The organism is Embleya sp. NBC_00896, from assembly GCF_045207785.1.
In the GTDB taxonomy this organism is placed as follows: domain Bacteria; phylum Actinomycetota; class Actinomycetes; order Streptomycetales; family Streptomycetaceae; genus Embleya.
Window position 1 is genome coordinate 4,462,726 of the sequence record NZ_CP108776.1, and the last position, 25,532, is coordinate 4,488,257.

Annotated in this window: 23 protein-coding genes and 1 pseudogene; 13 read left to right on the forward strand and 11 right to left on the reverse strand. The window is 69.1% G+C overall.

The window, feature by feature from the left end; genetic code table 11:
• Positions 1-8: 8 nt before the first annotated feature.
• Together greA and OG928_RS20395 are read right to left on the reverse strand one after the other, a co-directional pair.
• A complete protein-coding gene (gene greA, locus OG928_RS20390) occupies positions 9-506 on the reverse strand; it encodes a transcription elongation factor GreA (RefSeq protein ID WP_406285797.1) in 498 nt (165 codons plus the stop codon).
• 311 nt (positions 507-817) lie between these two features.
• On the reverse strand, positions 818-1,204 hold the full coding sequence (locus OG928_RS20395; RefSeq protein WP_406285799.1) for a DUF4307 domain-containing protein: 387 nt from the start codon (positions 1,202-1,204) through the stop codon (positions 818-820).
• A 172-nt stretch (positions 1,205-1,376) separates the two neighbouring features.
• Here OG928_RS20395 and mca point away from each other — a divergent pair, with 172 nt between their 5' ends.
• From mca to OG928_RS20410, 3 genes are all read left to right on the forward strand, one after another.
• A complete protein-coding gene (mca, locus tag OG928_RS20400) occupies positions 1,377-2,231 on the forward strand; it encodes a mycothiol conjugate amidase Mca (RefSeq protein ID WP_406291096.1) in 855 nt (284 codons plus the stop codon).
• Positions 2,232-2,375: 144 nt separating this feature from the next.
• On the forward strand, positions 2,376-2,609 hold the full coding sequence (locus OG928_RS20405) for a hypothetical protein (protein ID WP_406285801.1): 234 nt from the start codon (positions 2,376-2,378) through the stop codon (positions 2,607-2,609).
• Positions 2,610-2,646: 37 nt separating this feature from the next.
• Positions 2,647-4,710, forward strand: a complete 2,064-nt coding sequence (locus OG928_RS20410; protein ID WP_406285803.1) for a thioredoxin domain-containing protein — start codon at positions 2,647-2,649, stop codon at positions 4,708-4,710.
• 7 nt (positions 4,711-4,717) lie between these two features.
• Here the strand turns inward: OG928_RS20410 and OG928_RS20415 are convergent, their stop codons facing one another.
• The 3 genes from OG928_RS20415 to OG928_RS20425 form a co-directional block, all read right to left on the reverse strand.
• On the reverse strand, positions 4,718-5,350 hold the full coding sequence (locus tag OG928_RS20415; RefSeq protein WP_406285806.1) for a TetR family transcriptional regulator: 633 nt from the start codon (positions 5,348-5,350) through the stop codon (positions 4,718-4,720).
• Positions 5,319-6,932 (reverse strand): MFS transporter, encoded by a 1,614-nt coding sequence (locus tag OG928_RS20420; RefSeq protein ID WP_406285808.1) that lies wholly within the window; start codon positions 6,930-6,932, stop codon positions 5,319-5,321. The genes OG928_RS20415 and OG928_RS20420 overlap by 32 nt, the downstream gene beginning before the upstream one ends.
• Before the next feature lie 175 nt (positions 6,933-7,107).
• The gene (locus OG928_RS20425; RefSeq protein WP_406285811.1) at positions 7,108-7,773 is read right to left on the reverse strand and encodes a hemolysin III family protein; all 666 of its coding nucleotides are present in this window, start codon (positions 7,771-7,773) and stop codon (positions 7,108-7,110) included.
• A 245-nt stretch (positions 7,774-8,018) separates the two neighbouring features.
• Between OG928_RS20425 and OG928_RS20430 the strand changes: the two genes are divergently transcribed.
• The 4 genes from OG928_RS20430 to OG928_RS20445 all read left to right on the forward strand — a co-directional run bounded on the left by OG928_RS20430 (position 8,019) and on the right by OG928_RS20445 (position 13,566).
• Entirely contained in the window at positions 8,019-9,821 is a 1,803-nt protein-coding gene (locus OG928_RS20430) for a phosphoenolpyruvate carboxykinase (GTP) (protein WP_406285812.1), read from the forward strand.
• Positions 9,822-10,056: 235 nt separating this feature from the next.
• Positions 10,057-10,818: an isoprenyl transferase gene (locus tag OG928_RS20435; protein WP_406285814.1), complete on the forward strand. Its 762-nt coding sequence runs from the start codon at positions 10,057-10,059 to the stop codon at positions 10,816-10,818.
• A gap of 291 nt (positions 10,819-11,109) precedes the next feature.
• Positions 11,110-12,426, forward strand: a complete 1,317-nt coding sequence (locus tag OG928_RS20440) for a PhoH family protein (protein ID WP_406285816.1) — start codon at positions 11,110-11,112, stop codon at positions 12,424-12,426.
• Positions 12,427-12,843: 417 nt separating this feature from the next.
• On the forward strand, positions 12,844-13,566 hold the full coding sequence (locus tag OG928_RS20445; protein ID WP_406285818.1) for a transglycosylase SLT domain-containing protein: 723 nt from the start codon (positions 12,844-12,846) through the stop codon (positions 13,564-13,566).
• A gap of 142 nt (positions 13,567-13,708) precedes the next feature.
• Here OG928_RS20445 and OG928_RS20450 read toward each other — a convergent pair whose 3' ends face one another.
• The gene (locus OG928_RS20450; RefSeq protein WP_406285820.1) at positions 13,709-14,869 is read right to left on the reverse strand and encodes a steroid 3-ketoacyl-CoA thiolase; all 1,161 of its coding nucleotides are present in this window, start codon (positions 14,867-14,869) and stop codon (positions 13,709-13,711) included.
• A gap of 196 nt (positions 14,870-15,065) precedes the next feature.
• Between OG928_RS20450 and OG928_RS20455 the strand changes: the two genes are divergently transcribed.
• Positions 15,066-16,376, forward strand: coding sequence for a TetR/AcrR family transcriptional regulator (locus OG928_RS20455; RefSeq protein ID WP_406285823.1), 1,311 nt, complete (start codon positions 15,066-15,068; stop codon positions 16,374-16,376).
• Between the two features lie 174 nt (positions 16,377-16,550).
• Here OG928_RS20455 and OG928_RS20460 read toward each other — a convergent pair whose 3' ends face one another.
• From OG928_RS20460 to OG928_RS20470, 3 genes are all read right to left on the reverse strand, one after another.
• Positions 16,551-17,072: a carboxymuconolactone decarboxylase family protein gene (locus OG928_RS20460; protein WP_406285825.1), complete on the reverse strand. Its 522-nt coding sequence runs from the start codon at positions 17,070-17,072 to the stop codon at positions 16,551-16,553.
• A gap of 3 nt (positions 17,073-17,075) precedes the next feature.
• The gene (locus OG928_RS20465) at positions 17,076-17,627 is read right to left on the reverse strand and encodes a peroxiredoxin (protein WP_406285828.1); all 552 of its coding nucleotides are present in this window, start codon (positions 17,625-17,627) and stop codon (positions 17,076-17,078) included.
• A gap of 541 nt (positions 17,628-18,168) precedes the next feature.
• Complete coding sequence (locus tag OG928_RS20470; RefSeq protein WP_406285831.1) at positions 18,169-18,615, reverse strand: ATP-binding protein; 447 nt, start codon at positions 18,613-18,615, stop codon at positions 18,169-18,171.
• A 228-nt stretch (positions 18,616-18,843) separates the two neighbouring features.
• On the opposite strand from OG928_RS20470, the gene OG928_RS20475 reads away from it, so the two are divergent.
• The 5 genes from OG928_RS20475 (at position 18,844) to tgmC (ending at position 23,940) form a co-directional block, all read left to right on the forward strand.
• Positions 18,844-19,686, forward strand: coding sequence for a helix-turn-helix domain-containing protein (locus OG928_RS20475; RefSeq protein WP_406285833.1), 843 nt, complete (start codon positions 18,844-18,846; stop codon positions 19,684-19,686).
• On the forward strand, positions 19,656-19,874 hold the full coding sequence (locus OG928_RS20480; protein ID WP_406285835.1) for a DUF397 domain-containing protein: 219 nt from the start codon (positions 19,656-19,658) through the stop codon (positions 19,872-19,874). The genes OG928_RS20475 and OG928_RS20480 overlap by 31 nt, the downstream gene beginning before the upstream one ends.
• 316 nt (positions 19,875-20,190) lie before the next feature.
• On the forward strand, positions 20,191-21,384 hold the full coding sequence (locus OG928_RS20485) for a protein-L-isoaspartate O-methyltransferase family protein (protein ID WP_406285839.1): 1,194 nt from the start codon (positions 20,191-20,193) through the stop codon (positions 21,382-21,384).
• Between the two features lie 91 nt (positions 21,385-21,475).
• Positions 21,476-22,618 carry a protein-L-isoaspartate(D-aspartate) O-methyltransferase gene (locus tag OG928_RS20490; protein WP_406285840.1) on the forward strand — a complete coding sequence of 381 codons (1,143 nt, stop codon included), beginning with the start codon at positions 21,476-21,478 and terminating at the stop codon, positions 22,616-22,618.
• Positions 22,619-22,800: 182 nt separating this feature from the next.
• Entirely contained in the window at positions 22,801-23,940 is a 1,140-nt protein-coding gene (tgmC, locus tag OG928_RS20495; protein ID WP_406285842.1) for an ATP-grasp peptide maturase system methyltransferase, read from the forward strand.
• A gap of 30 nt (positions 23,941-23,970) precedes the next feature.
• On the opposite strand, the pseudogene OG928_RS20500 reads toward tgmC, so the two are convergent.
• Together OG928_RS20500 and OG928_RS20505 are read right to left on the reverse strand one after the other, a co-directional pair.
• A pseudogene (locus OG928_RS20500) lies at positions 23,971-24,159 on the reverse strand (ARMT1-like domain-containing protein); the annotation flags it as partial.
• A gap of 238 nt (positions 24,160-24,397) precedes the next feature.
• A complete protein-coding gene (locus tag OG928_RS20505; protein ID WP_406285845.1) occupies positions 24,398-25,522 on the reverse strand; it encodes an FAD-dependent oxidoreductase in 1,125 nt (374 codons plus the stop codon).
• Positions 25,523-25,532: the final 10 nt, after the last annotated feature.

The following is a 25,532-nucleotide window of genomic DNA, read 5'->3' on the forward strand; positions in this document are numbered from 1 at the left end:
CGTGGAGCTCAGCCCTTGTAGGGCTTGGCGTCCGTGACCTCGACGCTCGTGCTCTTGCCGTTGGGCAGCGCGAACGTGGCCTTGTGGCCGACGGTCTTGCCGTTGATGGCCTTGCCGAGCGGCGACTGGGGGGAGTAGACCTCGACGTCGGTCACGGCGTCCTCGCGCGAGCCGAGCAGGAAGGTCGTGGGGTCATTCTTGTCGCCGTTGAAGACGACGGTGACGACCATGCCGGGCTCGACGATGCCGTCGTCCGCCGGGGCCTCGCCGACCTTGGCGTTCTGGAGCAGGCCGATGAGCTGGCGAATGCGCAGCTCCTGCTTGCCCTGCTCCTCCTTGGCCGCGTGGTAGCCCGCGTTCTCCTTGAGGTCGCCTTCCTGGCGGGCCTCTTCGATCTTCACGGCGAGCTCGGAACGGCCGGGACCCGACAGGTGTTCCAGCTCGGCCTTGAGCCGGTCGTACGCCTCCTGGGTGAGCCAGGTGACGCTTTCGCTGGTCTGGGTCACGGGGTGCTCCTCGTAGGTCTGCGACAGGGACTGCGTACACGGTGCTGCGTACAAAGGAGGTGCATGCGGCCCGACCCGACGAGCGGGGTCACGGGTCACATACACCAGCGCCCCCTCACCGTCCGCGGTGTGAACACCTCGGGTCGTGAGGGGACGAAGCTTCGAGAGTAACAATCTCCCGACGTCTCGGGCAGTCACGCACGAGTGGGTGAATCGGCACCCGGCTCGGCGCCCGGCCCGGCACCCGGCTCGGCGCCCGGCCCGGCACCCCGCTCGGCGCCTCGGCTCGACATCCGATCGGGGTACACCGCTCAGCCGACGGTGTGACAGTCCTCCAGCTCGGCGGTATTGGGCTTGCCCGCCGTCTGCAGCGTCTCGGTCCGGTCGACGCGCTTCTCGCCCTTGGCGAAGCGCAGCTCGCGCCGACCGACCTCGGCGCCGTCGCGGTCGCGCGAACGCAGCACGCAGACGGCTTCCTTGTCGGCGTCCTTGCGGATCTCGACCTGTGCCTCGAGCGAGGAGTCGGATGTGACGCGGAAGCTCGGAATAGACCCGCGGACCCCGGGGTTCGCCACATCGAGGCCGATCCACACCGTGCCGGCCACGAGCAGCACCATGAAGACCGCGAAGGCGATCTTCAGGCCCCGGTCGTTTCGGGTGGCGCCCTTGCCGTAGCGGGTTACGGGCGTTGCGCTCACCGTGTCTCCTGCGGGGACGGGCCCGGGTTTGCGCCCGGGCGAGATCTATCGGCCACTATATGTCCGGTGCAAGAGCGCCCTTCGACAGGTCCCGGCGGAACGACACGGCGGCCGGGACACGGGGGCACGAATGAGGAGCGACGTTCCGGTGAGTGACGATCGGCTGAGGCTGATGGCGGTGCACGCGCACCCCGACGACGAGTCCAGCAAGGGTGCGGCCACCATGGCGCGCTATGTCGCCGAGGGGGCGGACGTCCTCGTCGCGACCTGTACCGGCGGCGAACGCGGCTCGGTGCTCAACCCCGCTCTCCAGGGCGATCCGGAGATCGAGGCGAACATCCACGAGGTGCGCCGCAAGGAGATGGACGCGGCGCGCGAGATCCTCGGCGTCCGGCAGGCGTGGCTGGGCTGGGAGGACTCGGGACTGCCGGAGGGCGACCCGCTTCCGCCGCTGCCGGACGGGTGCTTCGCGGTGCTCGACGTCGAGAAGGCGGCCGAGCCGCTGGTGCGGCTGATCCGCGAGTTCCGCCCGCACGTGATCACCACGTACGACGAGAACGGCGGCTACCCGCACCCCGACCACATCCAGACGCACAAGATCACGATGGTGGCGTTCGACGCCGCGGGCGACCCGGACGCCTACCCGGACGCCGGCGAGCCGTGGCAGCCGCTGAAGCTGTACTACAACCAGGGCATCTCGCGCGCGCGGATCGTCGCGCTGCACGAGGGCATGCTCGCGCGCGACCTGGAATCGCCCTACGGCGAGTGGCTGGAGCGCTGGGGCGACCGCGACGAGCGCGACATCACCACGCGTATCCCGTGCGCCGACTGGTTCGAGACGCGCGATCGGGCGCTGATCGCGCACGCGACGCAGGTCGACCCGGAGGGCTTCTGGTTCCGCGTCCCGATCTCCGTGCAGCGCGAGGTGTGGCCGACCGAGGACTACGAGCTGGTCCGTTCGCTGGTCGACACCGACCTGCCCGAGGACGACCTGTTCGCCGGCGTCCGGGTGGGCGCGAGCCGCTAGGCCCTGTCCGGCGACAGGACCCAGCGCCGTGATCGACCCGATCGAGGGTCCGGAGAGTGACTCTCCGGGCCCTCGATGCATACGTGCCGCCGATCGGATGTCACTCTTGACCACAAGGGGTTCCGATCCAGGAGGTAGTTCGTCATGACACCGCTCGCGATCCAGCTCGCGGTCGAGGAAAGCAAGGTCTCGCCGGGCCTGCTCGGGTTCCTGGTGGTCGCCGGGCTCGCGATCGCCACGTGGTTCCTCCTGAAGTCGATGAACAAGCAGCTCAAGCGGGTCGACTTCGAGGAAGACCGGAAGTCGACCGGTGCCGAGTCCGCCCGGGACGCCGACCAGGCGAACCACAGGGAAGGCAACGGCGCGCCCGTCGCCTGAGCGGCCTCGTCGGAGTCCGTCCTGCGAGGATGGGCGCATGTCGAACCGTCTCGCCGGATCCACGTCGCCCTACCTGCTCCAGCACGTCGACAATCCCGTCGACTGGTGGCCGTGGGGTTCGGATGCCTTCGCGGAGGCCCGGCGCCGTGATGTCCCGATCCTGTTGAGCATCGGCTACAGCGCGTGCCACTGGTGTCACGTGATGGCCCACGAGTCCTTCGAGGACGAGGCCACCGCCGCGATCATCAACGAGGGCTTCGTCGCGATCAAGGTCGACCGCGAGGAGCGCCCCGACGTGGACGCGGTCTACATGGAGGCCACGGTCGCGATGAACAACGGCCAGGGCGGGTGGCCGATGACCGTGTTCGCGACGCCCGACGGCGAGCCGTTCCACTGCGGCACCTACTACCCGGCCGAGGCACGCCGCGGGATGCACTCGTTCCGCCAGCTCATGCACGCGGTCAAGGTCGCGTGGAAGGACCGCAACGACGAGGTGCGCCGCACCGGCACCCAGATCGCCGCCTCGCTCGCCGCTCCGCGCGAGCTGCACACCGACGGCGCCCCGCCGAACGCCGAGGACCTCGACCTCGCGCTGGCCCGGCTCGCGCGCGACTACGACGTCGCGAACGGCGGCTTCGGCCACGCGCCCAAGTTCCCGCCGTCGATGGTGCTCGAGTTCCTGCTCCGCCACCACGCCAGGACCGAGTCCGAGACGGCCCTGGAGATCGCGCAGAACACCTGCGAGGCGATGGCCCGCGGCGGCATCTACGACCAACTCGGCGGCGGCTTCGCGCGCTACTCGGTGGACGCCGGGTGGGTGGTGCCGCACTTCGAGAAGATGCTCTACGACAACGCCCAGCTGATCCGGGTGTACACGCACCTGTGGCGCTCGACCGGGAGCGAGTTCGCCCGTCGGATCGCGTTGGAGACGGCCGACTTCCTGGTCCGCGAACTGCGGACCCCCGAGGGCGCGTTCGCGTCGGCGCTCGACGCGGACAGCGCGGACGCCGAGGGGCACTCGGTGGAGGGCGCGTTCTACGCCTGGACGCCCGCCGAGCTGACCGAGGTGCTCGGCGCCGAGGACGGCGCGTGGGCGGCCGGGGTGTTCGCGGTGACCGAGGAAGGCACCTTCGAGCACGGGAAGTCGGTGCTGCGACTGCTCGACGACCCCGAGGACGTCGAGCGCTTCGAGACGGTCCGGGACCGGCTGCTGGCCGCGCGCGAGGAGCGGCCCCGCCCCGGGCGCGATGACAAGATCGTGGCCGCGTGGAACGGGCTCGCGATCGCCGCCCTGGCCGAGGCCGGCACCCTGTTCTCCCGCCCCGACCTGCTCGACGCCGCGCTCGCGGCGGCCGACCTGCTGCTGGCCGTGCATCTGGGCGGCGACGAGGACGACGAGCTGGGCGACCGGCTCGTGCGCACCTCGCGTGACGGCCGGCCGGGCCCCAACGCGGGGGTCCTGGAGGACTACGCGGACGTCGCCGAGGGCTTCCTCGCGCTGTACGCGGTGACCTCGGACGACGCTTGGCTGACCTTCGCCGGCGTGCTCCTGGACGTCGTACTCGGGCATTTCGTGGACGAGGACGGCGCGCTCTACGACACCGCCGACGACGCCGAGGAACTGTTCCGCCGGCCGCAGGACCCGACCGACGGGGTCACCCCGTCCGGCTGGACCGGCGCGGCCGGCGCGCTCCTCGGCTACGCGGCGCACCTGGGCTTGGTCGACCACCGCGAGGCGGCCGGGCGCGCGCTCGGCCTGGTGCGGGTGCTCGCGGCCCAGTCGCCGCGCAGCATCGGGTGGGGCCTGGCGGTCGCCGAGGCGTGGGCGGACGGGCCGCGCGAGATCGCGGTGGTCGGCTCGCGCGAGGACGACGCGACCTGGGCGCTCTACCTGACCGCGCTGATGTCCACCGCCCCCGGCGCGGTGGTCGCGATGGGCGACCCGACCGACGAGTCGCCGATGCCGCTGCTGCGCGACCGACCGCTGGTGGGCGGCCGGCCGGCGGCGTACGTGTGTCGGCACTTCACCTGCGACGCCCCGGTGACCGATCCGGAGGAGCTGGCCCGGCAGGTGCTCGCCAAGGCCGTGGCCAAGGCCTGAAGCCGGGTCAGGGGCTGTCCCGCAGCCCCTTCTCCAGGTAGCCCAGGGCCCGGTCGATCAACGCGACCGGGTCCTCGGCGCAGCCGCCCTCGGCCCATCTGGCCATCGACTCCGCCATCGCGCCGTTGATCGCGGAGGCGGCCACCCGCAGTTCGAAGTCGTTCACCGCGCGCCCGGACCGCTCGGCGAAGGCCGTGGCGATCAGCGTCCAGGACTGCATCTGCTGGTCGTACGATCGCCGCCGCAGCGCCGGCACGCTCAGCATCAGCGTCATCCGGGTGGCCAGCTCCTCGCGGTCCTCGCGCATGACCTCGCGCATGGCGTTCATGACACCCGTCCGCACGATTCGGACCAGACTCGTGCCCTCCGGCGCGGAACGCAGCGCCTCCACGAGCAGCGGGTCGTACTCGTCGGTGAGCACCACGTCCTCCTTGCTCGGGAAGTAGCGGAAGAAGGTGCTCGGCGAGATCTCGGCGGCCTCGGCGATCTGGTCCACGGTCGTGGCGTCGTAGCCGTGCTCGCGGAAGAGCCGGTACGCCTCGCGACGGATCGCCTGGCGGGTCTTGATCTTCTTCCGCTCGCGCAGCCCCACGGGGGAGGCGGCCGAGTCAGGAATGGAGGGCTGCTCCTGCGCGGTCATGCCCCGATTCTCCCGCTCCGTTCGTCGGGTCCGCCGGCACCTCCACCGGCACGGTGCGCCGCGGCAGGAAGATCGCCACCGCGACGGCGACCACGATCGCCGCGACGCCGCAGATCAGCAGGCTCACGTTCATCCCGTGCACGAACGCCTCCCGGGCCGAGTCGAGGAGCGCGTCGTCCCCGCTTCGCGTCGCCGCCTTGGCCGCGCCGCCGATCGAGTCGCGTGCCGCGTCGCGGACCTCGTCCGAGCGCCCGCTCGTGTCGATCCGGTCCAGGTAGGCGGACGCGAGCACGCTGCCCAGGATGGCGACCCCGAGCGCGCCCGCGACCTGCCGCAGGGTCTGTACCAGGGCGGAGCCCATCCCGGTGCGCTCCGGCGCCAGGTTGGCCATCACCGCGTCCATCGCCGGCACCAGCGAGAGGCCGAGCCCGAGCCCGCTCACGGTGAGCCAGGCGGCCGTCCACCCGTACCCGTCGTGCACCGAGCCGGTCGCGCCCATCAGCAGCCCGCCGCCGAGCACGAACAACCCGGTCGGGATGAGCACCTTGTAGCCGAACCGCGGCGCCAGCCTGCCGCTCGCCAGCGACGTCGCGAACAGCCCGCCCAGCAGCGGCAGCAGCCGCAGGCCGGTGCCGAACGCGTCGTGCCCGTCGACGCCCTGGAGCCGCTGCGGGACCAGGAACAGCACGCCGGCTATCGCGAAGGAGGGCACGAGGGCGGCGACCGTGCCCCAGAGGAAGTTGCCGTCCCGGAACAGCCCGAAGTCGATCATCGGCCGTCGCGACCGGACCTCGCGCAGCACCACGCCCGCGATCAGCAGCGCGGCCGCGCCGAACAGGGCCAGGACCCGAGGATCGCCCCAACCGCGCTCGGGCGCCTCGATCACCGCGAACACCAGCACGGTCAGCCCCGCGACCACCATCGTCGTCACCCCCACGTCGATCCCGGGCGCGTCGGCGGACCGCGAGCTCGGCAGCAGGAACCCGCACACGAGCAGCGCGAGACCGACCATCGGGATGTTGAGCAGGAACACCGAGCCCCACCAGAAGTGCTCGAGCAGCCAGCCCCCGAGGATCGGGCCCAGCGGGATGCCCAGGGCCGTGCTCGCGGCCCAGACCGAGATCGCCTTGCCGCGCTCCGCGGGCGGGAACAGCGACGGCAGGATCGACAGCGACAGCGGCATGATGAACGCCGCGCCGATCCCCATCAGCGCGCGGGCCGCGATCACCCCGTCGACCGAGTCGACCAGCGAGCCGACCACCGAGCCGACCCCGAATACCGCGAGCCCCACCAGCAGGAAGCGCCGCCGCCCGTAGCGGTCGCCGATCAGTCCGGCCGGGAGCATGCCGGCCGCGAACACCACGATGTACGAGTCGGCGATCCACTGGAGATCGCCCGTGGTCGCCCCGAGCTGATCGCTCATGGTCGGCATCGCCACGTTGATGATCGTGGTGTCGAGGCCGACCACGAGCAGCCCGACCACCAGCGCCGCCAGCGCCCACCATCGCCTCGGGTCGGGCGGCGCATCCGCCTCCGACGCCCGGTCCGTTCCCGCGCTCGCGCTCCCGCTCGCCCCAGTCATGACATCTCCAGTCGTTTGAGTGCTGCCACCTTATGACAGTAGCTCTCAAAATCTAGAGACGGTCAAGATATTCGGCAAAGGGCGCCCAAAGAACGGGGGAAAATCCGGAAAAGCCCGAAGGCCCGCGACTCCTCTCGGAGCCGCGGGCCTTCGGGTCGATGTGGGGGTGAACGGATCAGCCGAGCGCCACCAGGGCGACGGCCACGAAGTGGCTCGCGAACGCGAGCAGCGTGAAGGCGTGGAAGACCTCGTGGAAGCCGAACCACTGCGGCGACGGGTTCGGCCGCTTGATCCCGTAGACCACCGCGCCGAGGCTGTAGAGCACCCCGCCGACGATCACCAGGACCACCACCGCGACGCCGCCCTCGCGCATGAACTCGGGCAGGTAGAACACCGCGGCCCAGCCGAGCGCGACGTAGATCGGGGTGTAGAGCCAGCGCGGCGCGCCGATCCAGAAGACCCGGAAACCGATCCCGGCGAGTGCCCCGATCCACACCACCCACAGCAGGATCTGATCGCTTTTGCCCAACAAAAGGATGGTGAGCGGGGTGTATGTGCCCGCGATGATCAGGAAGATGTTGGCGTGATCGAGCCGGCGCAGGACCGCCTCGCCGCGGGGTCCCCAGTTGCCGCGGTGGTAGATCCCGGACGTGCCGAAGAGCATCGCCGCGGTGAGCGCGAACACGCCGCACGCGATGCGGGACTTGGTGTCCCCGGCCAGGGCGACGAGAACTATGCCCGCGGCCACGGCGAGGGGGAATGTCCCCGCGTGGATCCATCCGCGCAGCTTGGGTTTGATGGGCGTCAAGGGCGCCGTCAAGGCGTGCGCGTCCACACTCATGGGGCCGAGTGTACTTACGCGGACGTAGGTTACTGGTTGGTATGAAGTGAAACGCATCACGGGAGATCTTGTCCCGGAGGGGCGCGAAACCGCACGTCTTTGGGGTTTTCGGTCCGGTACGGGGCACAACTTCCAGGTGGGGACCTGTCCCGGGCGGTTCCGCGCCCGGCCGACCGGATAAAATCCCCGCAACCCTCAACCCCGACGCCGGGGACTCGCCGTCCCAGGCGCGAAATGGAGCGATCGTGGCCAACGAGGTCCCGACGAAACACAGGCAGCTGCTCGACTGGGTGAGCGAGATCGCCCAGCTCACCCAGCCCGACCGAATCGAATGGTGTGACGGTTCGGAAGAGGAGTACCAGCGCCTCGCCGACCTCCTCGTCGAGAAGGGCACCTTCAGGAAGCTCGACGAGAACAAGCGCCCCAACAGCTACTACGCGACCTCCGACCCTCGGGACGTCGCGCGAGTCGAGGACCGGACCTACATCTGCTCCGAGAAGGAGCAGGACGCGGGTCCGACCAACAACTGGATAGCCCCCGCGGAGATGCGCACCAAGCTCGGCGGCCTGTTCGCCGGCTCGATGCGCGGTCGCACGATGTACGTCGTGCCGTTCTGCATGGGTCCCGTCGGTTCGCCGCTGTCCGCCTACGGCGTGGAGATCACCGACTCCGCGTACGTGGCGGTCTCGATGCGCACGATGACGCGGATGGGCCAGGCGGTCCTGGACTTCCTCGGTACGGACGGCGAGTTCGTCAAGGCCGTGCACACCCTCGGGGCCCCGCTCGCCGAGGGCGAGGCGGACGTGCCGTGGCCGTGCAACACCGAGAAGTACATCACGCACTTCCCCGAGGACCGGGAGATCTGGTCCTACGGCTCGGGCTACGGCGGCAACGCCCTGCTCGGCAAGAAGTGCTACGCGCTCCGGATCGCGTCGGTCATGGCGCGCGACGAGGGCTGGATGGCCGAGCACATGCTGATCCTGAAGCTCACGCCTCCCTCGGGCGCCGAGCCGAAGTTCATCGCCGCCGCCTTCCCCTCCGCGTGTGGCAAGACCAACCTCGCGATGCTCCAGCCGACCATTCCGGGCTGGAAGGTCGAGACCGTCGGCGACGACATCGCGTGGATGCGGTTCGGCGAGGACGGCCGGCTGTACGCGATCAACCCCGAGGCGGGCTTCTTCGGGGTCGCGCCGGGCACCGGCGAGCACACCAACGCCAACGCGATGAAGACCATGTGGGGCAACTCGGTCTTCACCAACGTGGCGCTCACCGACGACAACGACGTCTGGTGGGAGGGCATGACCGAGGACAAGCCCGCGCACCTGATCGACTGGAAGGGCAACGACTGGACTCCCGAGTCCGACACCCCCGCTGCCCACCCGAACGCGCGCTTCACCGTCCCGGCCGCCCAGTGCCCGACGATCGCCCCCGAGTGGGAGGACCCGAAGGGCGTGCCGATCTCGGCCATCCTCTTCGGCGGCCGTCGGGCGAGTGCCGTGCCGCTGGTGACCGAGTCCTTCGACTGGCAGCACGGCGTGTTCCTCGGCGCGAACGTGGCGTCGGAGAAGACCGCGGCCGCCGAGGGCACGGTCGGCGAGCTGCGCCGTGACCCGTTCGCCATGCTGCCGTTCTGCGGCTACAACATGGGCGACTACATGGCGCACTGGCTGGACATCGGCCAGGCCACGTCGGCGGACAAGCTCCCGAAGATCTACTACGTGAACTGGTTCCGCAAGGACGCGGACGGCAAGTTCGTGTGGCCCGGCTTCGGCGAGAACAGCCGCGTGCTCAAGTGGATCGTCGAGCGCCTCGAAGGGCTCGCCGACGGCGTGGACTCCCCGATCGGCGTACTGCCGACGCGCGAGTCCCTGGACCTCAAGGGCCTGGACCTCACCGACGCGGAACTGGACCTGCTCCTGACCGTGGACCGCGAGATCTGGAAGCAGGAGGCCGCGTTGGTCCCCGAGCACCTGGAGAAGTTCGGCTCGCACACCCCGCAGGGACTGTGGGACGAGTACAACAAGCTGGTCGCGCGGCTCCAGGGCTGAGCTGACTCGGCGTCAAAATACCGGTACGCTCCGGGCCCGGCGGGATCTCTCCCGCCGGGCCCTCGGCGTTCCGGAATGCCGCCCTCGGGACGAGTGCGCGTCACTGCGACGCGCCGTCCGCGAGCCGACCTTCACCGCATCTTCACGCCCGCCCTCCGCCGCGTGATTCCGAGCCGGTGTCGGACGGGAGTAGGGTTTTCGGCGCGGGTGATCACGGACGGAGGAGCAGGTGGACATGGGCCTGCGGGACCTCGCATACGGCGCGTACGGAAAGCGCATCGAGGCATCGCTCGACCGTACGGTGATACCGCGTCACGTCGGCGTCATCCTGGACGGCAACCGCCGCTGGGCGAAGGCGTACGGCGCACAGGTGGCCGAGGGGCATCGCAAGGGCGCCGACAAGATCCACGAACTTCTCGGCTGGTGCGACGAGGTCGGCGTCGAGGTCGTGACGCTGTGGCTGCTGTCCACGGACAACCTCAATCGGCCGCCGGAGGAACTGGCCGATCTGATGGTGATCATCGAGAACGCGGTCCAGGACCTGGCCGCCGCGCGCCGGTGGCGGGTGCACCCGGTCGGCGCACTCGACCTGCTGCCCGAACACACGCGCGAGGTGCTCAAGCGCTCCGAGGCCGAGACCGCGGACCTGGACGGCGTCTTCGTCAACGTCGCCGTCGGATACGGCGGTCGGCACGAGATCGCCGACGCGGTCCGCTCGCTGCTCCAGGAGCACGCCAGCCGCGGCACCTCGATCGAGGAGCTCGCCGAGGTGCTGGACGTGGAGCACATCGCCGAGCACCTCTACACCCGCGGCCAGCCCGATCCCGATCTGGTCATTCGAACATCGGGTGAACAGCGGCTGTCCGGTTTCCTGCTGTGGCAGAGCGCGCATTCCGAGTTCTACTTCTGCGAAGCCTTCTGGCCGGACTTCCGAAAAGTCGACTTTCTCCGGGCGCTGCGCGACTACTCGGCCCGGCATCGCCGCTACGGAGCCTGACACGTCGTCATTGGGCTTACTCCTCTTGGGTGTTCCGGCAACATGTGATCATCCCGTTTGTGTCGGAGCCCCTGATCACGGGAATAACCCCGTCGGACCGGCGCACACACTGTGGGCCGGTGCGATATGTGGGTGACACCCCGTCACCTGCCCGGGAGGCCCTTCCGTGCACTTCAAGCTCCACAGTTCACGGCGACAGGAGGGCCGGGCACCCGGCCCTCGGGCCGGGGCCCGGACTCCGAGCGATCAGGGCGCACGGTGCGCGTGCCCTGAGAGGGGGCGAGGCACTCCGTGGCCACGATCCAACGCCGTGCTCCGCAGCACCGGACGTATGTCCTCGACACCAGCGTGCTCCTTGCCGATCCGTCGGCGCTCTTGAAGTTCGACGAGCACGAGGTGGTACTGCCCGTCATCGTGATCACCGAGTTGGAGGCCAAGCGCCACCACCCGGAGCTGGGCTACTTCGCCCGGCACGCGCTGCGGATGCTGGACGAGTTGCGCACGCAGTACGGGCGGCTGGACGCGCCCGTCCCGATCGGAGAATCCGGCGGGATACTGCGGGTGGAGCTCAATCACATCGACGCGACCGTCCTTCCGCCCGGATTCCGACTGGGTGACAACGATTCGCGCATCCTGGCGGTCGCCAGGCACCTCATGGCAGAGGGGCGTGATGTGACGCTGGTGTCCAAGGACGTCCCGATGCGGGTCAAGGCCTCCGCGATGGGGCTCAACGCGGAGGAGTACCGCGCCGAACTGGTGAACACGTCCGGGTGGACCGGAATGGCCGAGCTCCAGGTCGACTCGGCCGACATCGACGCCCTTTTCGAGCACGATCGCACCCACATCGAGCAGGCCGCCGGCCTTCCGTGCCACACGGGTCTGGTGCTGGTCTCCGAGCGCGGCAAGGCGCTCGGCCGGGTCACCCACGACAAGCAGGTCCGGCTCGTGCGCGGCGATCGCGACGTGTTCGGCCTGCACGGCCGAAGCGCCGAGCAGCGGATAGCGCTGGACCTGCTGCTCGACCCGGACATCGGCATCGTGTCGATGGGCGGCCGGGCGGGCACCGGCAAGTCGGCGCTGGCGATGTGCGCGGGCCTGGAGGCGGTCCTGGAGCGCAACCAGCACCGCAAGGTGATGGTCTTCCGGCCGCTGTACGCGGTGGGCGGTCAGGAACTCGGATACCTGCCCGGCACCGAGAACGAGAAGATGAGTCCGTGGGCGCAGGCGGTCTTCGACACGTTGTCGGCGGTCACCACGTCCGACGTCATCGAGGAGGTCGTCGGGCGGGGCATGTTGGAGGTCCTGCCGCTCACGCACATCCGCGGCCGGTCCCTGCACGACGCGTTCGTGATCGTGGACGAGGCGCAGTCGCTGGAGCGCAACGTCCTGCTGACCGTGCTGTCGCGCATCGGCAGCAATTCGCGGGTGGTGCTCACCCACGATGTCGCCCAACGGGACAACCTGAGGGTCGGCCGGCACGACGGGGTGGTCGCGGTGGTCGAGAAGCTCAAGGGGCATCCGTTGTTCGCGCACGTGACGCTCAGCCGGTCCGAGCGGTCGCCGATCGCGGCCCTGGTGACCGAGATGTTGGAGGACCTGCCGGGCTGACGGACCCGGTACGGCTTGCCTGGTGGGAGCCCGTTCGACCGGCCCCGTCGGCGACGTCTCGACCCGTTCGAGACGTCGGCGGCGGGGCTTGAACGTGTCCGCATATTCCGGGTGGAAACGGTCCGGGGCAAAAATGGAAAAGGCTTGGCCATTCCGGGAGTTGTGATGTTCGACACGCCCCGGGAAATTGCTTCCGAATGTTTGGCTGAGGCAGGCTGCTGAACTTGTAAGACCCCCGCGTACAGCTCGACCGGACAACTGAACACATGACCTGCTGTACGCCGCCCATCGCACGCGCCTTGTGAAGCAACTCGGCACGAGGGCCGAGGCGAATCCCGAAAGGGTCTCGCCGGATGACCGGGGGTTGGATTCGTACGCCGCCTTGCCCGCGGTGCGCGCCTGCCGGAAGGAACATGTGTGAGCCGGATCTCGGTTCGGGGGATAGCCGTGGCATCCGCCACCGCTGTCACGGCCGTAGGCGCCGTCGTCGGTCTCAGTGGTACGGGTGTTTCCGCGCCCGCCGGCGCCCAGACAGTAGACGAAGCGAGCACGACGAAGCTTCTCGAGGTTCCCGCGGCCCCACAGGCGCAGGAACTGAGCACGGGCATCATCCAGCAGGCCGACGCGCAGACCGCCGCTTACGACGAGGCTCAGCGCGTTCAGGCCGAGGAGGCCGAGCGGCAGAAGGCCGAGCGCGAGGCGGCCGAGAAGGCTGCCGCGGAGAAGGCCGCGGCGGAGAAGGCGGCGGCCGAGAAGGCCGCGGCGGACAAGGCCGAGGCCGACCGCAAGGCGGCCCAGGAGCGCGCGGCGCGTTCGGAGAACCGCGGTGCGGTCGAGAAGGTGTCGGCGTCCGCCGCCGACGCCAAGGCGATCGCACAGTCGATGATGAGCGCGGGGCAGTACACCTGCTTCAGCAACATCGTCGAGCGCGAGAGTGGTTGGCGCGTCAACGCCACGAACCCCTCCTCCGGCGCGTACGGTCTGGTGCAGGCGCTGCCCGGCACCAAGATGGCCACGGCCGGCGCCGACTGGAAGACGAACCCCGCGACGCAGATCAAGTGGGGCCTCAACTACATGAACCAGCGCTACGGCAGCCCGTGCGGCGCGTGGTCGTTCTGGCAGAGCCACCACTGGTACTGAGCCACCCGCGGACACCGAGTCCGCATCGGTGGTCGGTTCGCCGCGGGTCGGTCGATCCGCGCCACGAACACATCGAGCCCCGCCCGCCGTTCGGCGCGCGGGGCTCGATCGCGTCCGGGGGTGTCCGGACGGACCGCTCGGGTCAGATCCGCTCGATGATCGTGCCGGACGCGTTGGCGCTGCCCGCGCACATCGCCACCAGCGCGAACTGCTTGTCGGTGCGCTCCAGTTCGTGCAGCGCGGTGGTCAGCAGTCGGGCGCCGGTCGAGCCGACCGGGTGACCGAGCGCGATCGCGCCGCCGTTGACGTTGACCTTGTCCAGGTCGGCCTTCTGCACCTGGGCCCAGGAGAGCACGACCGACGCGAACGCCTCGTTGACCTCGAACAGGTCGATGTCGGACATCGACATCCCCGAGCGCGCGAACAGCCGCTCGGTCGCGTCGTTGGGGCCGTCCAGGTGGTAGTACGGGTCGGCGCCGACCATCGCCTGGGCGACGATCCGCGCCCGCGGGCGCAGGCCGAGCGCGCGGGCCTTGTCCTCGTCCATGATCAGCAGCGCCGCGGCGCCGTCGGAGATCTGCGACGAGTTGCCGGCGGTGTGGATACCGTCGGGCAGGACCGGCTTGAGCCTGGTCAGGCTCTCGATCGTGGTGTCGCGCAGGCCCTGGTCGCGGTCGACCAGGACGGTCTCGCCGGTGGGCTTGCCCTCGGCGTCGAGCACGGGGGCCTCGACCGGGACGACCTGCGTGGTGAAGCGGCCCTCGTCCCACGCGCGCTTGGCGTTGGCCTGCGAGCGCACGCCCAGTGCGTCCACGTCGGCGCGGGTGATGCCGCGGTTCCTCGCGATCCGCTCGGCGGCGGTGAACTGGTCGGGCAGGTCGACCGCCCAGTCGTCCGGCTTGGACTTCTGGCCGGGCTTGGCGGTGTGCCCGAGCGGATTGCGGCTCATCGACTCGATGCCGCATGCAACTCCCGCATCGATCGCGCCCGTCGCGATCAGGCCGGCGATCAGGTGCACCGACTGCTGGGCGGAGCCGCACTGGCAGTCGATCGTCGTGCCGCCGGTGCGGTGCGGCAGTCCGCCGTACAGCCACGCGGTCTTGACGATGTCGCCCGACTGCTCGCCGGCCTGGGTGACGCAGCCGCCGATCACCTGGTCGATCAGTTCGGGATCGATCCCGGCCCGCTCGACCACCGCGCGCTGGGCGGCCGACAGCAACTGCACGGGGTGCAGGCCGGCGAACCGACCGTTGCGCTTGCCGATGGGGGTGCGCACGGCTTCGACGATGACGGGGTTGCCCATGGGGTCGCTCCTAGCGAGTCCTGAGTGGCCGGTCCTCGGGGCCGGGCCACGGGTGGCGACGCATTGATCCAGCCTGCGCTCAGCCTGCCCCAGGTGTATGACTAAGTCAAGGATGTGGTGGGGCGGGTGAGGCGAGATGGGGACTATCGGAACGTGAGATTCCGCATGGGATTCCCACGCGTACTACGCTGGGCCCGTGTTGAGCGATCGAGCGGGTGCGGAGCGTCACATCAGGCCGCGGGCCGATCGACGCGCGGAGATCATCAGACATGCCTGCGCGTTGTTCGCCAAACGTGGCTACGGAGCCACGACGGTCCGGCAGATCGCCGAGTCCGCCGACATGCTCTCGGGCAGCCTGTACCACCACTTCCCGTCCAAGGAAGCGATGCTGCTCGAAGTCCTCGATACGTTCTTCGCCGAGATCATGGACCGGCAGCGGGCGACGGTCGAGCGCGGGAACGACCCGATCACGACCCTGCGCGGGCTGCTGCGGGACAGCCTCGACGTGATCGGCCGCAGCCCCGACGCGGCGATCGTCGTGGTCGGCGAATCGCGCCGGCTCTCCCGTAGCGAGGGCTTCGTGTGGCTGTCCGACCGCACCGCGGAGGCGTCCGGGTTATGGGGGCGCGTGCTGCGCAAGGGCATCGAGGACGGCAGCATGCGCCGCGACCTGCACCCCGTGCTGCTGTCGCTGATGCTGCAGTCGGCGGTGTGGGGGATGGCCCAGTGGTATCGGCCCAACGGCAGATACGACACGGACGCGGCGGCGGGCCGGCTGGTGGACGTGTTCGTGCGCGGCATCGTGATGCCCGGGCGATACGCGTCCCAGCGGATCTGCAACCTGCTCGGGCCCGCCCGCTACTCCACGCCGACGCTGCGCCGGGTCGGGCCGGCCGAGGACGCGAAGGTCGAGGCGGCGCGGCGGATGGCGCGCGTGCCGCGGCAGACCGACGCGCGTACGCGGATCCGGATCGCGTCGAACCTGCTGTTCGAGCAGGACGGCTACGCGGGCACCACGGTGCGGCGGATCGCGGATCTGGCCGGCGTGCCGGTCGGCAGTCTCGCGCACCACATCGGCTCGAAGGAGCAGTTGCTCGACGAACTGCTCGGCGACTTCCTCGGCGACCTGCGCACCGCGTTCGACAAGGACGCCGCCGAGCAGCCGGAGCCGGCCGACCGGCTCGCCGGCCTGATCGGGCGGACCGTCGAGGCGCACGCGCGGCACGGCGTCTCCACGGTGCTGGCCATAAACGAGGTGCGCGGCGACGAACTGCCGTGCGGCCGGCTGTCCGTACAGCGCGAGAAGGTCTCGGACACCTGGACCCGGGCGCTCGTCGCCGGCATTCGTTCGGGTGACTTCCATCCGGACCTGGATCCGGTCTTCACCCAGCGGGTGCTGCGCACGGCGATCTCCACGGGCAGCCGGATCTACCGCGGCATGGGCGTGCGGGACGCGGTCGGCCTGTACCGCGAGGTCGCGCTCGTGGGGATGGCCGCCGGGGGCTGAGGTCGGGGGCGGTCGGGTTCGGCCTGGCCCGGTGCGGTCGGTGCGGTCGGTCCGGCCCGGTCCCGGGACTGGGCTCGGCCGCACGCGTGAGAGCCCGCCCCCGGCGTGGGGACGGGCTGTCACGGGTCTCGCGGTGCTACGGGTGTCTCGGCGTGCCGGGACGTCGGGCCGTGCTCAGCCCTCGGTCTCCAGCGTCACGCCGACCGCGTGGATCACAGAGGCGATCTTGATCGCCTCCTGGATCGTCTCGCGGGGCACGCCCTCCTTGCGCAGGACCTGCTCGTGCGACTCCAGGCACCGGCCGCAGCCGTTGATCGCCGAGACGGCCAGCGACCACAGCTCGAAGTCGGCCTTCGGGGCGCCCGGGGCGGCCATCACGTTCATCCGCAGCCCGGCCCGGAGGTTGCCGTATTCCGGGTCGCCGATGAGGTGCATGGAGCGGTAGTAGATGTTGTTCATCGCCATGATGGCCGCGGCGGCCTTGGCGGCGGTGAACGACTCCTCGGACAGGTGGCCGCGAGCCTCCGGCTCGAGCTCCGCGAGGACCTTCGGGCTACGCGTGGCGATGGCGCACGCGAGCACCGTGCCCCAGAGCGTCTGCTCCGCGAGCTTCGAATTGCCCACGACCGAGCCCAGGTTGAGCTTGAGGTCCTTGGCGTATTCGGGAAGTGCGGCCTTCAGGACGTCGAGACCCATGGATCAGGCGTCCATCAGCTTGGCGGCGTCCAGGGTGTCGCCACCCTTCTGCCAGTTGCACGGGCACAGCTCGTCGGTCTGCAGCGCGTCGAGGACCCGCAGGACCTCGTCGGGGTTACGGCCCACCGAGCCGGCGGTGACCATGACGAACTGGATCTCGTTGTTCGGGTCGATGATGAAGACCGCGCGGTCCGCGACACCGTCGGCGTTGAGCACGCCGGCGGCCGAGGACAGCTCGCGCTTGAGGTCCGACAGCATCGGGAACGGCAGGTCGGTCAGGTCCGGGTGGTCCTTGCGCCAGGCCAGGTGCACGAACTCGGAGTCGACGGATACGCCGAGCAGCTGCGCGTCACGGTCGGCGAAGTCCTCGTTGAGGCGGCCGAACGCGGCGATCTCCGTCGGACACACGAAGGTGAAGTCCTTCGGCCAGAAGAAGACGACTTTCCAACCCTTGTCGCCCCACTTGGGCGTGATCTGCTCGAACGCCTTGTCCGCCTCCAGCGAGACAACGGCGGTGAGGTCGTAGTCGGGGAACTGGTTGCCAACGGTAAGCACAGGGGTCTCCTCCGCGAAGGGGCCGGAGCGGCAGGTTCACCACCCCGGTCGGACGTACGTTGATCACGATGTCACAGCCAAATTGATAGATGAAATAAGCAATGGCGTGACCATTGATCGTGATCACCTATCAGTGCGCAGGGGGAGGGAAATTCCCAGCTCAACCCACACGCTCACGCGTTCGACGACCGACCCGAGGGGCGGGGGAGAGCCTACGCGCGGTTCCGCGGAACACCGAATCGGCCCATTCGGCGGATTTGCCGACCAACCGTGGGGGTGGTCGGAGGTGGCTGCCCGGCGGCCCGTCGGGCACATGATCGAATGGCGAGATCGATAGCGGAGAGTGATCATGCCGTAGGTGGACGTGCCACCGAGGCAACGCCCCGGACGCACCTTCGCCCCGCCTCGGGCGCGGGATCCCCCGACGGCGGGGGTCGTCCTGGCGCCTGCCGTGCATGAACGCGCCCGGCGACTCTTCGAAGAACTCGACGATCCCCCCGGTCGAGCCCACGCCGACCGCCGCCGCCGCAAGTGCGCGGGCCTACACGCGCGCGATCGTCATGGCGAACCAGACGTCCTTGCCGGCGGCGTGCACGACGTGGCCGTTGGCTGCGGAGAGGGCATCCACGAGCATCAACCCGCGTCCGCCTTCGGCATCGGCGGCGGGTTCGGCGCAACGCACGGGCGCCGCCGCGCACTTGTCGCCGACGGCCACCAGCAGCCGATCGGCGGGCGGAAGTCGCCAAACCCGCACCCGGGTTGCCCCACCGGCATGCCGAAGTGCGTTGCTGTGCAACTCGGTCAGGCACAGGCGAAGGTCGAACGCCGTGTCGTCGTCCACCCCGACGAGCCCGATCACGTTGTCCACAAGCACCCGAAGCGTCTCGACATCGATCCGCACGGACAGACGAGCAATCAACTCGGCTTCGGGGCCGGGCTCGGCATCTTCGCCGAGAAGGGCGGGCGGGTGGTCGAGTGGTGAGGCCATACGTCACTCCAAGCGGGAGGAGGTACAGCCGACTGTGCGCAGAGTGCGATATGCCCCACGGTGCGTAAGTGGCTGCTGGTTGTGACGATAGATGGCGCGCACTGGTGCGCGCCACTGGATCGCCCAAAGACGTCCGCAGGGTTTGCGGGTGATCGCGAAGCGCGCACCGAGGGGCGTGTCGTGGGAGAGGATGCTGGCGCAGACTTAGGACCCGAAGGGGGTGACGCCATGGCTGTCCAGCCGAGCCATGCGCGACGGCGGCTCGGTGTCGAGTTGCGACGGCTGCGCACCGAGGCGGCCTTGACGGTGGATCAGGTCGTGCGGCGCCTCGAATGGAGCCGGACCAAGCTGATTCGCATCGAGTCGGCGAAGGTCTCGTTGACCCGCCACGACCTGCTGAGGCTGTGTCACCTCTACGACGCCGACAAGGATGAAGTTCGGCGCGTCGAGGGCTGGTTGGAGGAGACGAACAGCTTCCGGTGGTGGCAGGCATATAGCCACGTCATGACCGCCACGCTCGAAGAGTTCATCGCTCTCGAATCCCAGGCGGCCAGGATCCACACAGCGAACAGTGGCGTCTTCCCGGGCCTCTTGCAGGCGCCGGAGTATGCCCGTTCGGTGTTTGACGCCGGCCCGCATGTACCGGATCCGGATGCCGCCGACGCGCTCGTTGAACTTCGCGTCCGGCGACAGCGGATCCTGGATGAGGAAGACGTCGAGATAGTGGCCACGATCGGCGCGGGGTTGCTGTACGCCGAAGTCGGCGGTCCCGACGTATTGCGCGAGCAACTACGGCATCTGACCGCTGTCATGGATCGGCCGAATGTCGAGGTGCGGGTGATCCCGTTCAGCGCACAACGGGCGGTTCTCACCGGCGGCATCGTCTTGTTCGACTTCCCCGAGGATGTCGACCCCAGTGTGGTGTACACCGAGTACGAAGCCGGTATGGATGCAAAGGACTCGGTGCTCGACGTTCGTCGATTCAGGCGCCTCCTGAATCATTTGCGGAGCAGCGCACTGTCGCCGGAAGACACCAGAAAATGCATTGCTACGAGGTTGGAAGATCTGTGAACGCTCAACAGCCATCGGCAACTTGGCGCAAGTCCTCCCACTCCGGGGGATCCGCCAGTAGCGACTGTGTGGAGGTCGCGCCATTGGCCCTCGTGGCCGCGGGAGTTCGTGACACAAAGAGCCGCGAGCGTGGCCACATCACGATCGCCGTCGCGTCCTGGGGAGCCTTCCTGGAAGCCACCAAGTAGCCCGAAGCGCCCATGGGCACGTCCCTGCCGATTGGTGGAAGGTACTCGCGTTTTCGGCCCGCGCACCGATGCGCGCCCCTCTTTCGAGTACAGGTGCGCGCACTCTCTTGCGATCTTGATGAGCGACGCTGAAAACTCGCTTTATGTAGTCATTCGATGACTGGAGGTGGCGTCGTGGGTGCCGATCCGCAGAAGGGCAACAAGGACAACGACAGCAACAGTGGCAACAAGCATGGAGGCAAGGGACCGGGAGAGCACGGAAACCCGAGTGACGGTCAGAACCCGGCGCCGGCGCAACCGAAGCCCTGAGGAAGAGATGACCCGGCACGAGATCACCCCGGAGGCCGGCCCGGACGGACTGGCTTCCGGGCTCATCGCAAGTGGTGTGCTGACCGGCGATTGGGTGCCGGCTCTCAAGGCCGCGCCCCGACACCTCTTCGTACCCGACGTGATCTGGCCGGGGAGTGGAAACGGTGTGCGGCACAGTGGTCGCCTCATTCGCCAAGACGATCCCGACGCGTGGTGGGCGATCGTCCACAGCGACGTACCGATTACGACGCAATGGGACGACGGGGCCTACGACGGCCCTGGAACGGGCGTGCTGCCGTCATCGTCGACCAGCATGCCCACCATGGTGTTCACGATGCTGACCGCGCTGGGTGTCGAGGACGGCGATCGAGTCCTGGAACTCGGCACGGGAACCGGGTGGAACGCGGCGCTCCTGACCGCCCGCGTCGGCACCGAGAACGTCGTCACCATCGAAGTCGACCCGGATGTCGCCCACACCGCACGCGAGCGGCTGGCGTCGGCAGGCTTCGAGCCCGTGTGTGTCGTGCGCGACGGCCGCGCCGGCTACGCGGACTACGCGCCCTTCGATCGTGTGATCGCCACCGCATCCGTCGGCCACGTGCCGCCGGCCTGGATCACCCAGACCCGACCGGGCGGAGTCATCGTGACGCCGTGGGGCCCGTTCTACGGCGGAGAAGGAATCGTCCGACTCGTCGTCGGGCGGGACGGTTGCGCGTCGGGCCACTTCGTGTCGTCCTCGGCATTCATGCGGGTGCGCCAGGAACGCAAAGTCGAGCCTCCGCGCTCGAAGTACCCGACCGAACCGTGGCCAGCCGGCGCCGAGCGCGGTTCGACGACGCTGTCCCCCGACGATGTCGGCGACTGGATCGCGATGTTCGTGATCGGCGTGCAGGTCCCCGGCGTGTTCCTGGACATCACCGACGGCGGAACCAGCGGCGACGAGCCCTACCGCTTCTGGCTGTTCGACACGGACATCACCAGCTGGGCGACCGCGGACTACGTCCCCGGTGCCGACACCTTCGAAATCGCCCAGTCCGGCCCGCGCCACCTATGGACCGAACTCGAAACCGCCTGGCGCTGGTGGGACAACCAAGACCGCCCGGACTTCGACCGCTTCGGCCTCACCGTCCACCCGGACGGAACCGAGCAGGTATGGCTGGACGACCCATCCCACCCGGTGCCGACGAATCCGTGCGCGTAACCGGAGACGTCTCGTGACGTGGGCCGAATCCGCGAAGGTTGCCCATGATCGCGACCATGGCCGATCTTCTGGAGAAAGGCGAAGAGGCGACGTGGACTCGGTAGCCGCAGAGCTCAATGCCCGCATGGTCGAGCATCTGACCATGCACCTGCGCGGTCTCCCCGACGATCTGAGCGCGGCCATCCGAGCAGTCCCGAGGCACTTCTTCGTTCGCCGCGGGTACTTCGAACCGGTGCCGGGGTCGTCGCCTACGGCATACCGCGCCGTGCAGGCGGGCTCCGGTTCTGCCTGGCTTGAGACGATCTACTCGGACCAGCCGCTCGTGACGCAGGTCGCGGGCACATTGTTCGCTGACCAGATGCGGGGGGAAGTCCTGCGCGCGCCCAGTTCGTCCAGCTCGGAGCCGGGGTTGGTCGCCTTCGTCCTCAAGGCCGCCGCTCTCAAGCCCGGGATGCGCGTGTTCGAGGCGGGCACCGGCACCGGTTGGAACGCAGGCATCCTGTGTGCCCTGGTCGGAGAGGACAACGTGGTGACCATGGAGGCGGACCCCACGATTGCCGAAGATGCCAGAATCAACCTCGCCATGAACGGGCGCCATCCGGAAGTCGTCGTCGGCGACGGCCGCGCGGGCTACGCCGAGGAAGCCCCGTACGACGCCCTGATCGCGACGTTCGGCGTTTCGCGGATCTCCCCAGAGTGGCTGGAGCAGGTGCGGCCAGGGGGCGTGATCATCGCCGGCATCCGTGGACGGCTGGAAGCACATGGCTTGGCGAGGCTGGTCGTGGGGGACGACGGAACCGCCGAAGGCGCGTTCCTGTCGACGGGGAACTACATGCAGGCTCGGCAGGAGTTGGCCCCTGAGATGGTCCGGTTGCCGGACCCCGTCACCGGGAAGCGACGCACCACCCGGGTGCCTGCCGACCTCCTGAACGACCCGGCAGCCCGCCTGATCGCGGACAACGCCATCCCGACCTTCCAGCAGTTCCCCGGGATGCAACTCGATGCATCCCAGCCTCCGGCCGACTGGTTCGTGGACGCCGACACCGGCTCGTTCGCCATCGTGGAGACCAAGGACGGTCGCACGACCGTGAACCAGGGAGGCCCCGATTCGGACGCCTGGGCGCGGGTGGAGTCGGGTCTCCTGGCATGGCAGGCCGCCGGCTCGCCCCCGGTCGAGCAGCTCCGCATCGTGGCCACCGGCGAAGGCCAGTCGATCGGTGCTCCGTCCGCCTGAACGGGGGTGTCCGGCACGCAGCGGAGCGCTAGGGATTCACCTGGATCAGGGCGTGGGTGCCGGTGGTGCGCCAGGGGCGGCCCGTGAATGCAATCCCAACGGCCAGTGGCTTGGTACCCCGAAGGCATCACCGCGTGCATTACGACTGCCCTGGCCGACCAGCTCCAGCTCGGAGGCCCGGAATGACCGCTGAAGCCGCTGCCCTACGTCGTGCGCTCGCCGAACGGATCGCCGAGAAGGTTTCGCTTGCCGATCCCGCGTGGCGTGTGGCCGTCGAGGCCATTCCGCGCGAATGCTTCCTGGGCGCCGCCGTGTTCCGGCCGAACGGCAGCTCTTGGGAGCCTGTTCGGCGTGTGGAGTCGGGTGAGGAGGCGTGGATGCGCCTCGCGTACTCGGACGAGACGTGGGTGACTCAGGTGGAGGGCATCCGCGCGGCCGACGCCGCCGTGTCGTTGGTCGGCAACCCCACGTCGTCCTCCACGCTGCCGTCCCTCGTCGTGCGGATGCTTGAGGTGGCCGGGATTCGTGACGGCGACAAGGTGCTTGAAATCGGGACCGGCACGGGCTACTCCACGGCGATTCTGTGTCACCGGCTCGGAGAGGAGAACGTCACCTCGATCGAGTACGACGCCGGTATCGCCCGGCAGGCCGCCGAGAATCTCGGCGCGGCCGGTTACGCGCCGAACCTCGTCGTGGGCGACGGACTCCTGGGCCACAAGGAAGGCGCCGAGTACGACGCGGTGATCGCCACGTGCGCCGTGCGGCATATCCCGGTCCCGTGGCTGTGGCAGGTACGCGATGGTGGCAGCATCACGACCGCTGTCGGCGGATGGTTGCCCGCTTCCGGCTTGGTCCGGCTCGCCCTTGCCGATGACGACATCGCCTCGGGACGCTTCACCGGCGACAGGATTTCGTACATGCTCGCGCGACCTCATGAACGCCCACCTCACCCCGTTTTCCATCGGTACGAGGGCGAGACGCGGAGAAGTCGGCTCGATCCGCACCTGACCGACGACTGGACTGGAGGCTTTGTTGCTCAACTGGCCGCTCCTTCAGCTGAGTTGATGACGGCGGGCGACAACGTGATCCTTCGTGACATTGCCACCGGATCCCAGGCATGGACCGAGGCGACCAAAGACGGCTGGATCGTTCACCAGCATGGGCCGCTGCGGTTGTGGGATCAGGTGGAGGGCGCTCTCATGGCGTGGCGGGAAGCCGGTTCGCCGGATCAGTCCGCCTTCGGCATCACGGTGGCCGCAGACCTGACACAGACCGTCTGGGCCGAGAATCCCGAAGGACCGTCGTGGCGGCTTCCGGCCTGACCGAAGTCAGATGGGCTGGGAACTCACTTGGTGAGCGGCTCGGTCTGCGAAGGGAGATGTGGGCGGCCAGAGGTGGTCGCCGACCAGGCGGCGGTAGTTGAGGTCGCCCTTCAGGATGGTCACCGTTGCCTCCGCGAGGTCCTCGCGCAGGTCGTCGGGCATGGCGTCGTACGGCAGGGGAGCGCAGAAGAAGTCGTGGGCGCGCACGGTGCGTTGCCCCATGGTCACCGCCCACGGAGGTCACGATGACCGCTGGACGACCCGTCCCACGGCTGGGTCACCATGGGCCGATGGAATCTGACCCACCTACCGTGACCGCGCATTTGTGGCGTGCCGATGCCGTCGTCCTGTTCGACTGGCTGATGAGCACCGATCTCAACGCGGTGCCGGTTGCGCATCCCGCACAGAAGCAGGCATTGGCGAGTGGGCAACCGACACCGACATCACGGAATCACTCTCAGTCTGCGGGTGCCGGTTCGGCGGGCCGGGCCGTGAAGAAGCGGACGATGTCTTCCGCCGCGGTCGGGGACAGCATCATCGCCTGGACTCGTGCGGACATTTCGGCGATCGGGTGAATTCTGGCGAACATCACCTCCTCGTACGTCCGGATCGCCGAGTCCGGGTCGGCGGGGTTGGCGGCGAGTCGGCCGGCGAGTTCGGCGGCGTCGAGCATGGCCTGGTTGGCGCCCTCGCCGACCGGCGGCATGAGGTGCGCGGCGTCGCCGATGAGGGTGACGCCCGGCCGGCCGGACCAGCGCGTACCGATGGGCATCGCTTCGATCAGGCGCGGCACCGGCGCGCTGTCGCCGGCCTCGATGAGTGCGGTGAGGCGTGGGTCCCAGCCACCGAACATGTCCAGCAGAGCGCGCTTACTACGGTATGTGTCGATGGGGCGATCGTCCGCGCGCAGCGAGATCCCGACACGTAGGCTGCCGTCGCCGAGGCGTTGCGCCGCCAGGATCTGGTTCACGCCGACGCACCACAGGTTCCCGGGACCGACCAGCTCGGCGAGATCGGGATGGCGCCGGTCGACGTCTTCGATGTTCAGCTCTACGAGAGTTGCCACATAGGACAGTTGGACGTCGGCCAGCAGCGACCGGACGACTGAGCGCGCGCCGTCCGCGCCGATGAGGATGTCGCAGCCGGTTCGGTGGCCGCCATGGAACGTCAGTTCCCAGCCCCCGTCCGGTCGCGGGGTCGCCGCGACAAGCCGGTGCCGCCAGACGACCGTGTCGCCGGGGAGGGAGTCGAGCAGAAGATCACGCAGTGCGCTCCGGTCAATCTCGGGACGTCCGGAGAATGAGCCAGGTTGCGGCTCATGGTGTATCAGGGTCCGTCCGGTCGGGTCGAGGATGCGATGTTCCTCGCCCTCGGGCCGCGCCTCCGACCGGAACCGGCCGGCGAGACCCGCCTCGGCCAGGGCCTGTTGCCCGGACTCCGGGTGCAGGTCGAGCGCGCCGCCCTGCTGCCGCGCGGATCGGCTTGCCTCGCCCTCGTACACCACCGCATCGATGCCGTGCCGATGCAGGATCCGGGCCAGCGTCAGCCCGCCAAGGCCGCCACCAGCGATCGCAATTCGCATGCTCATTCCT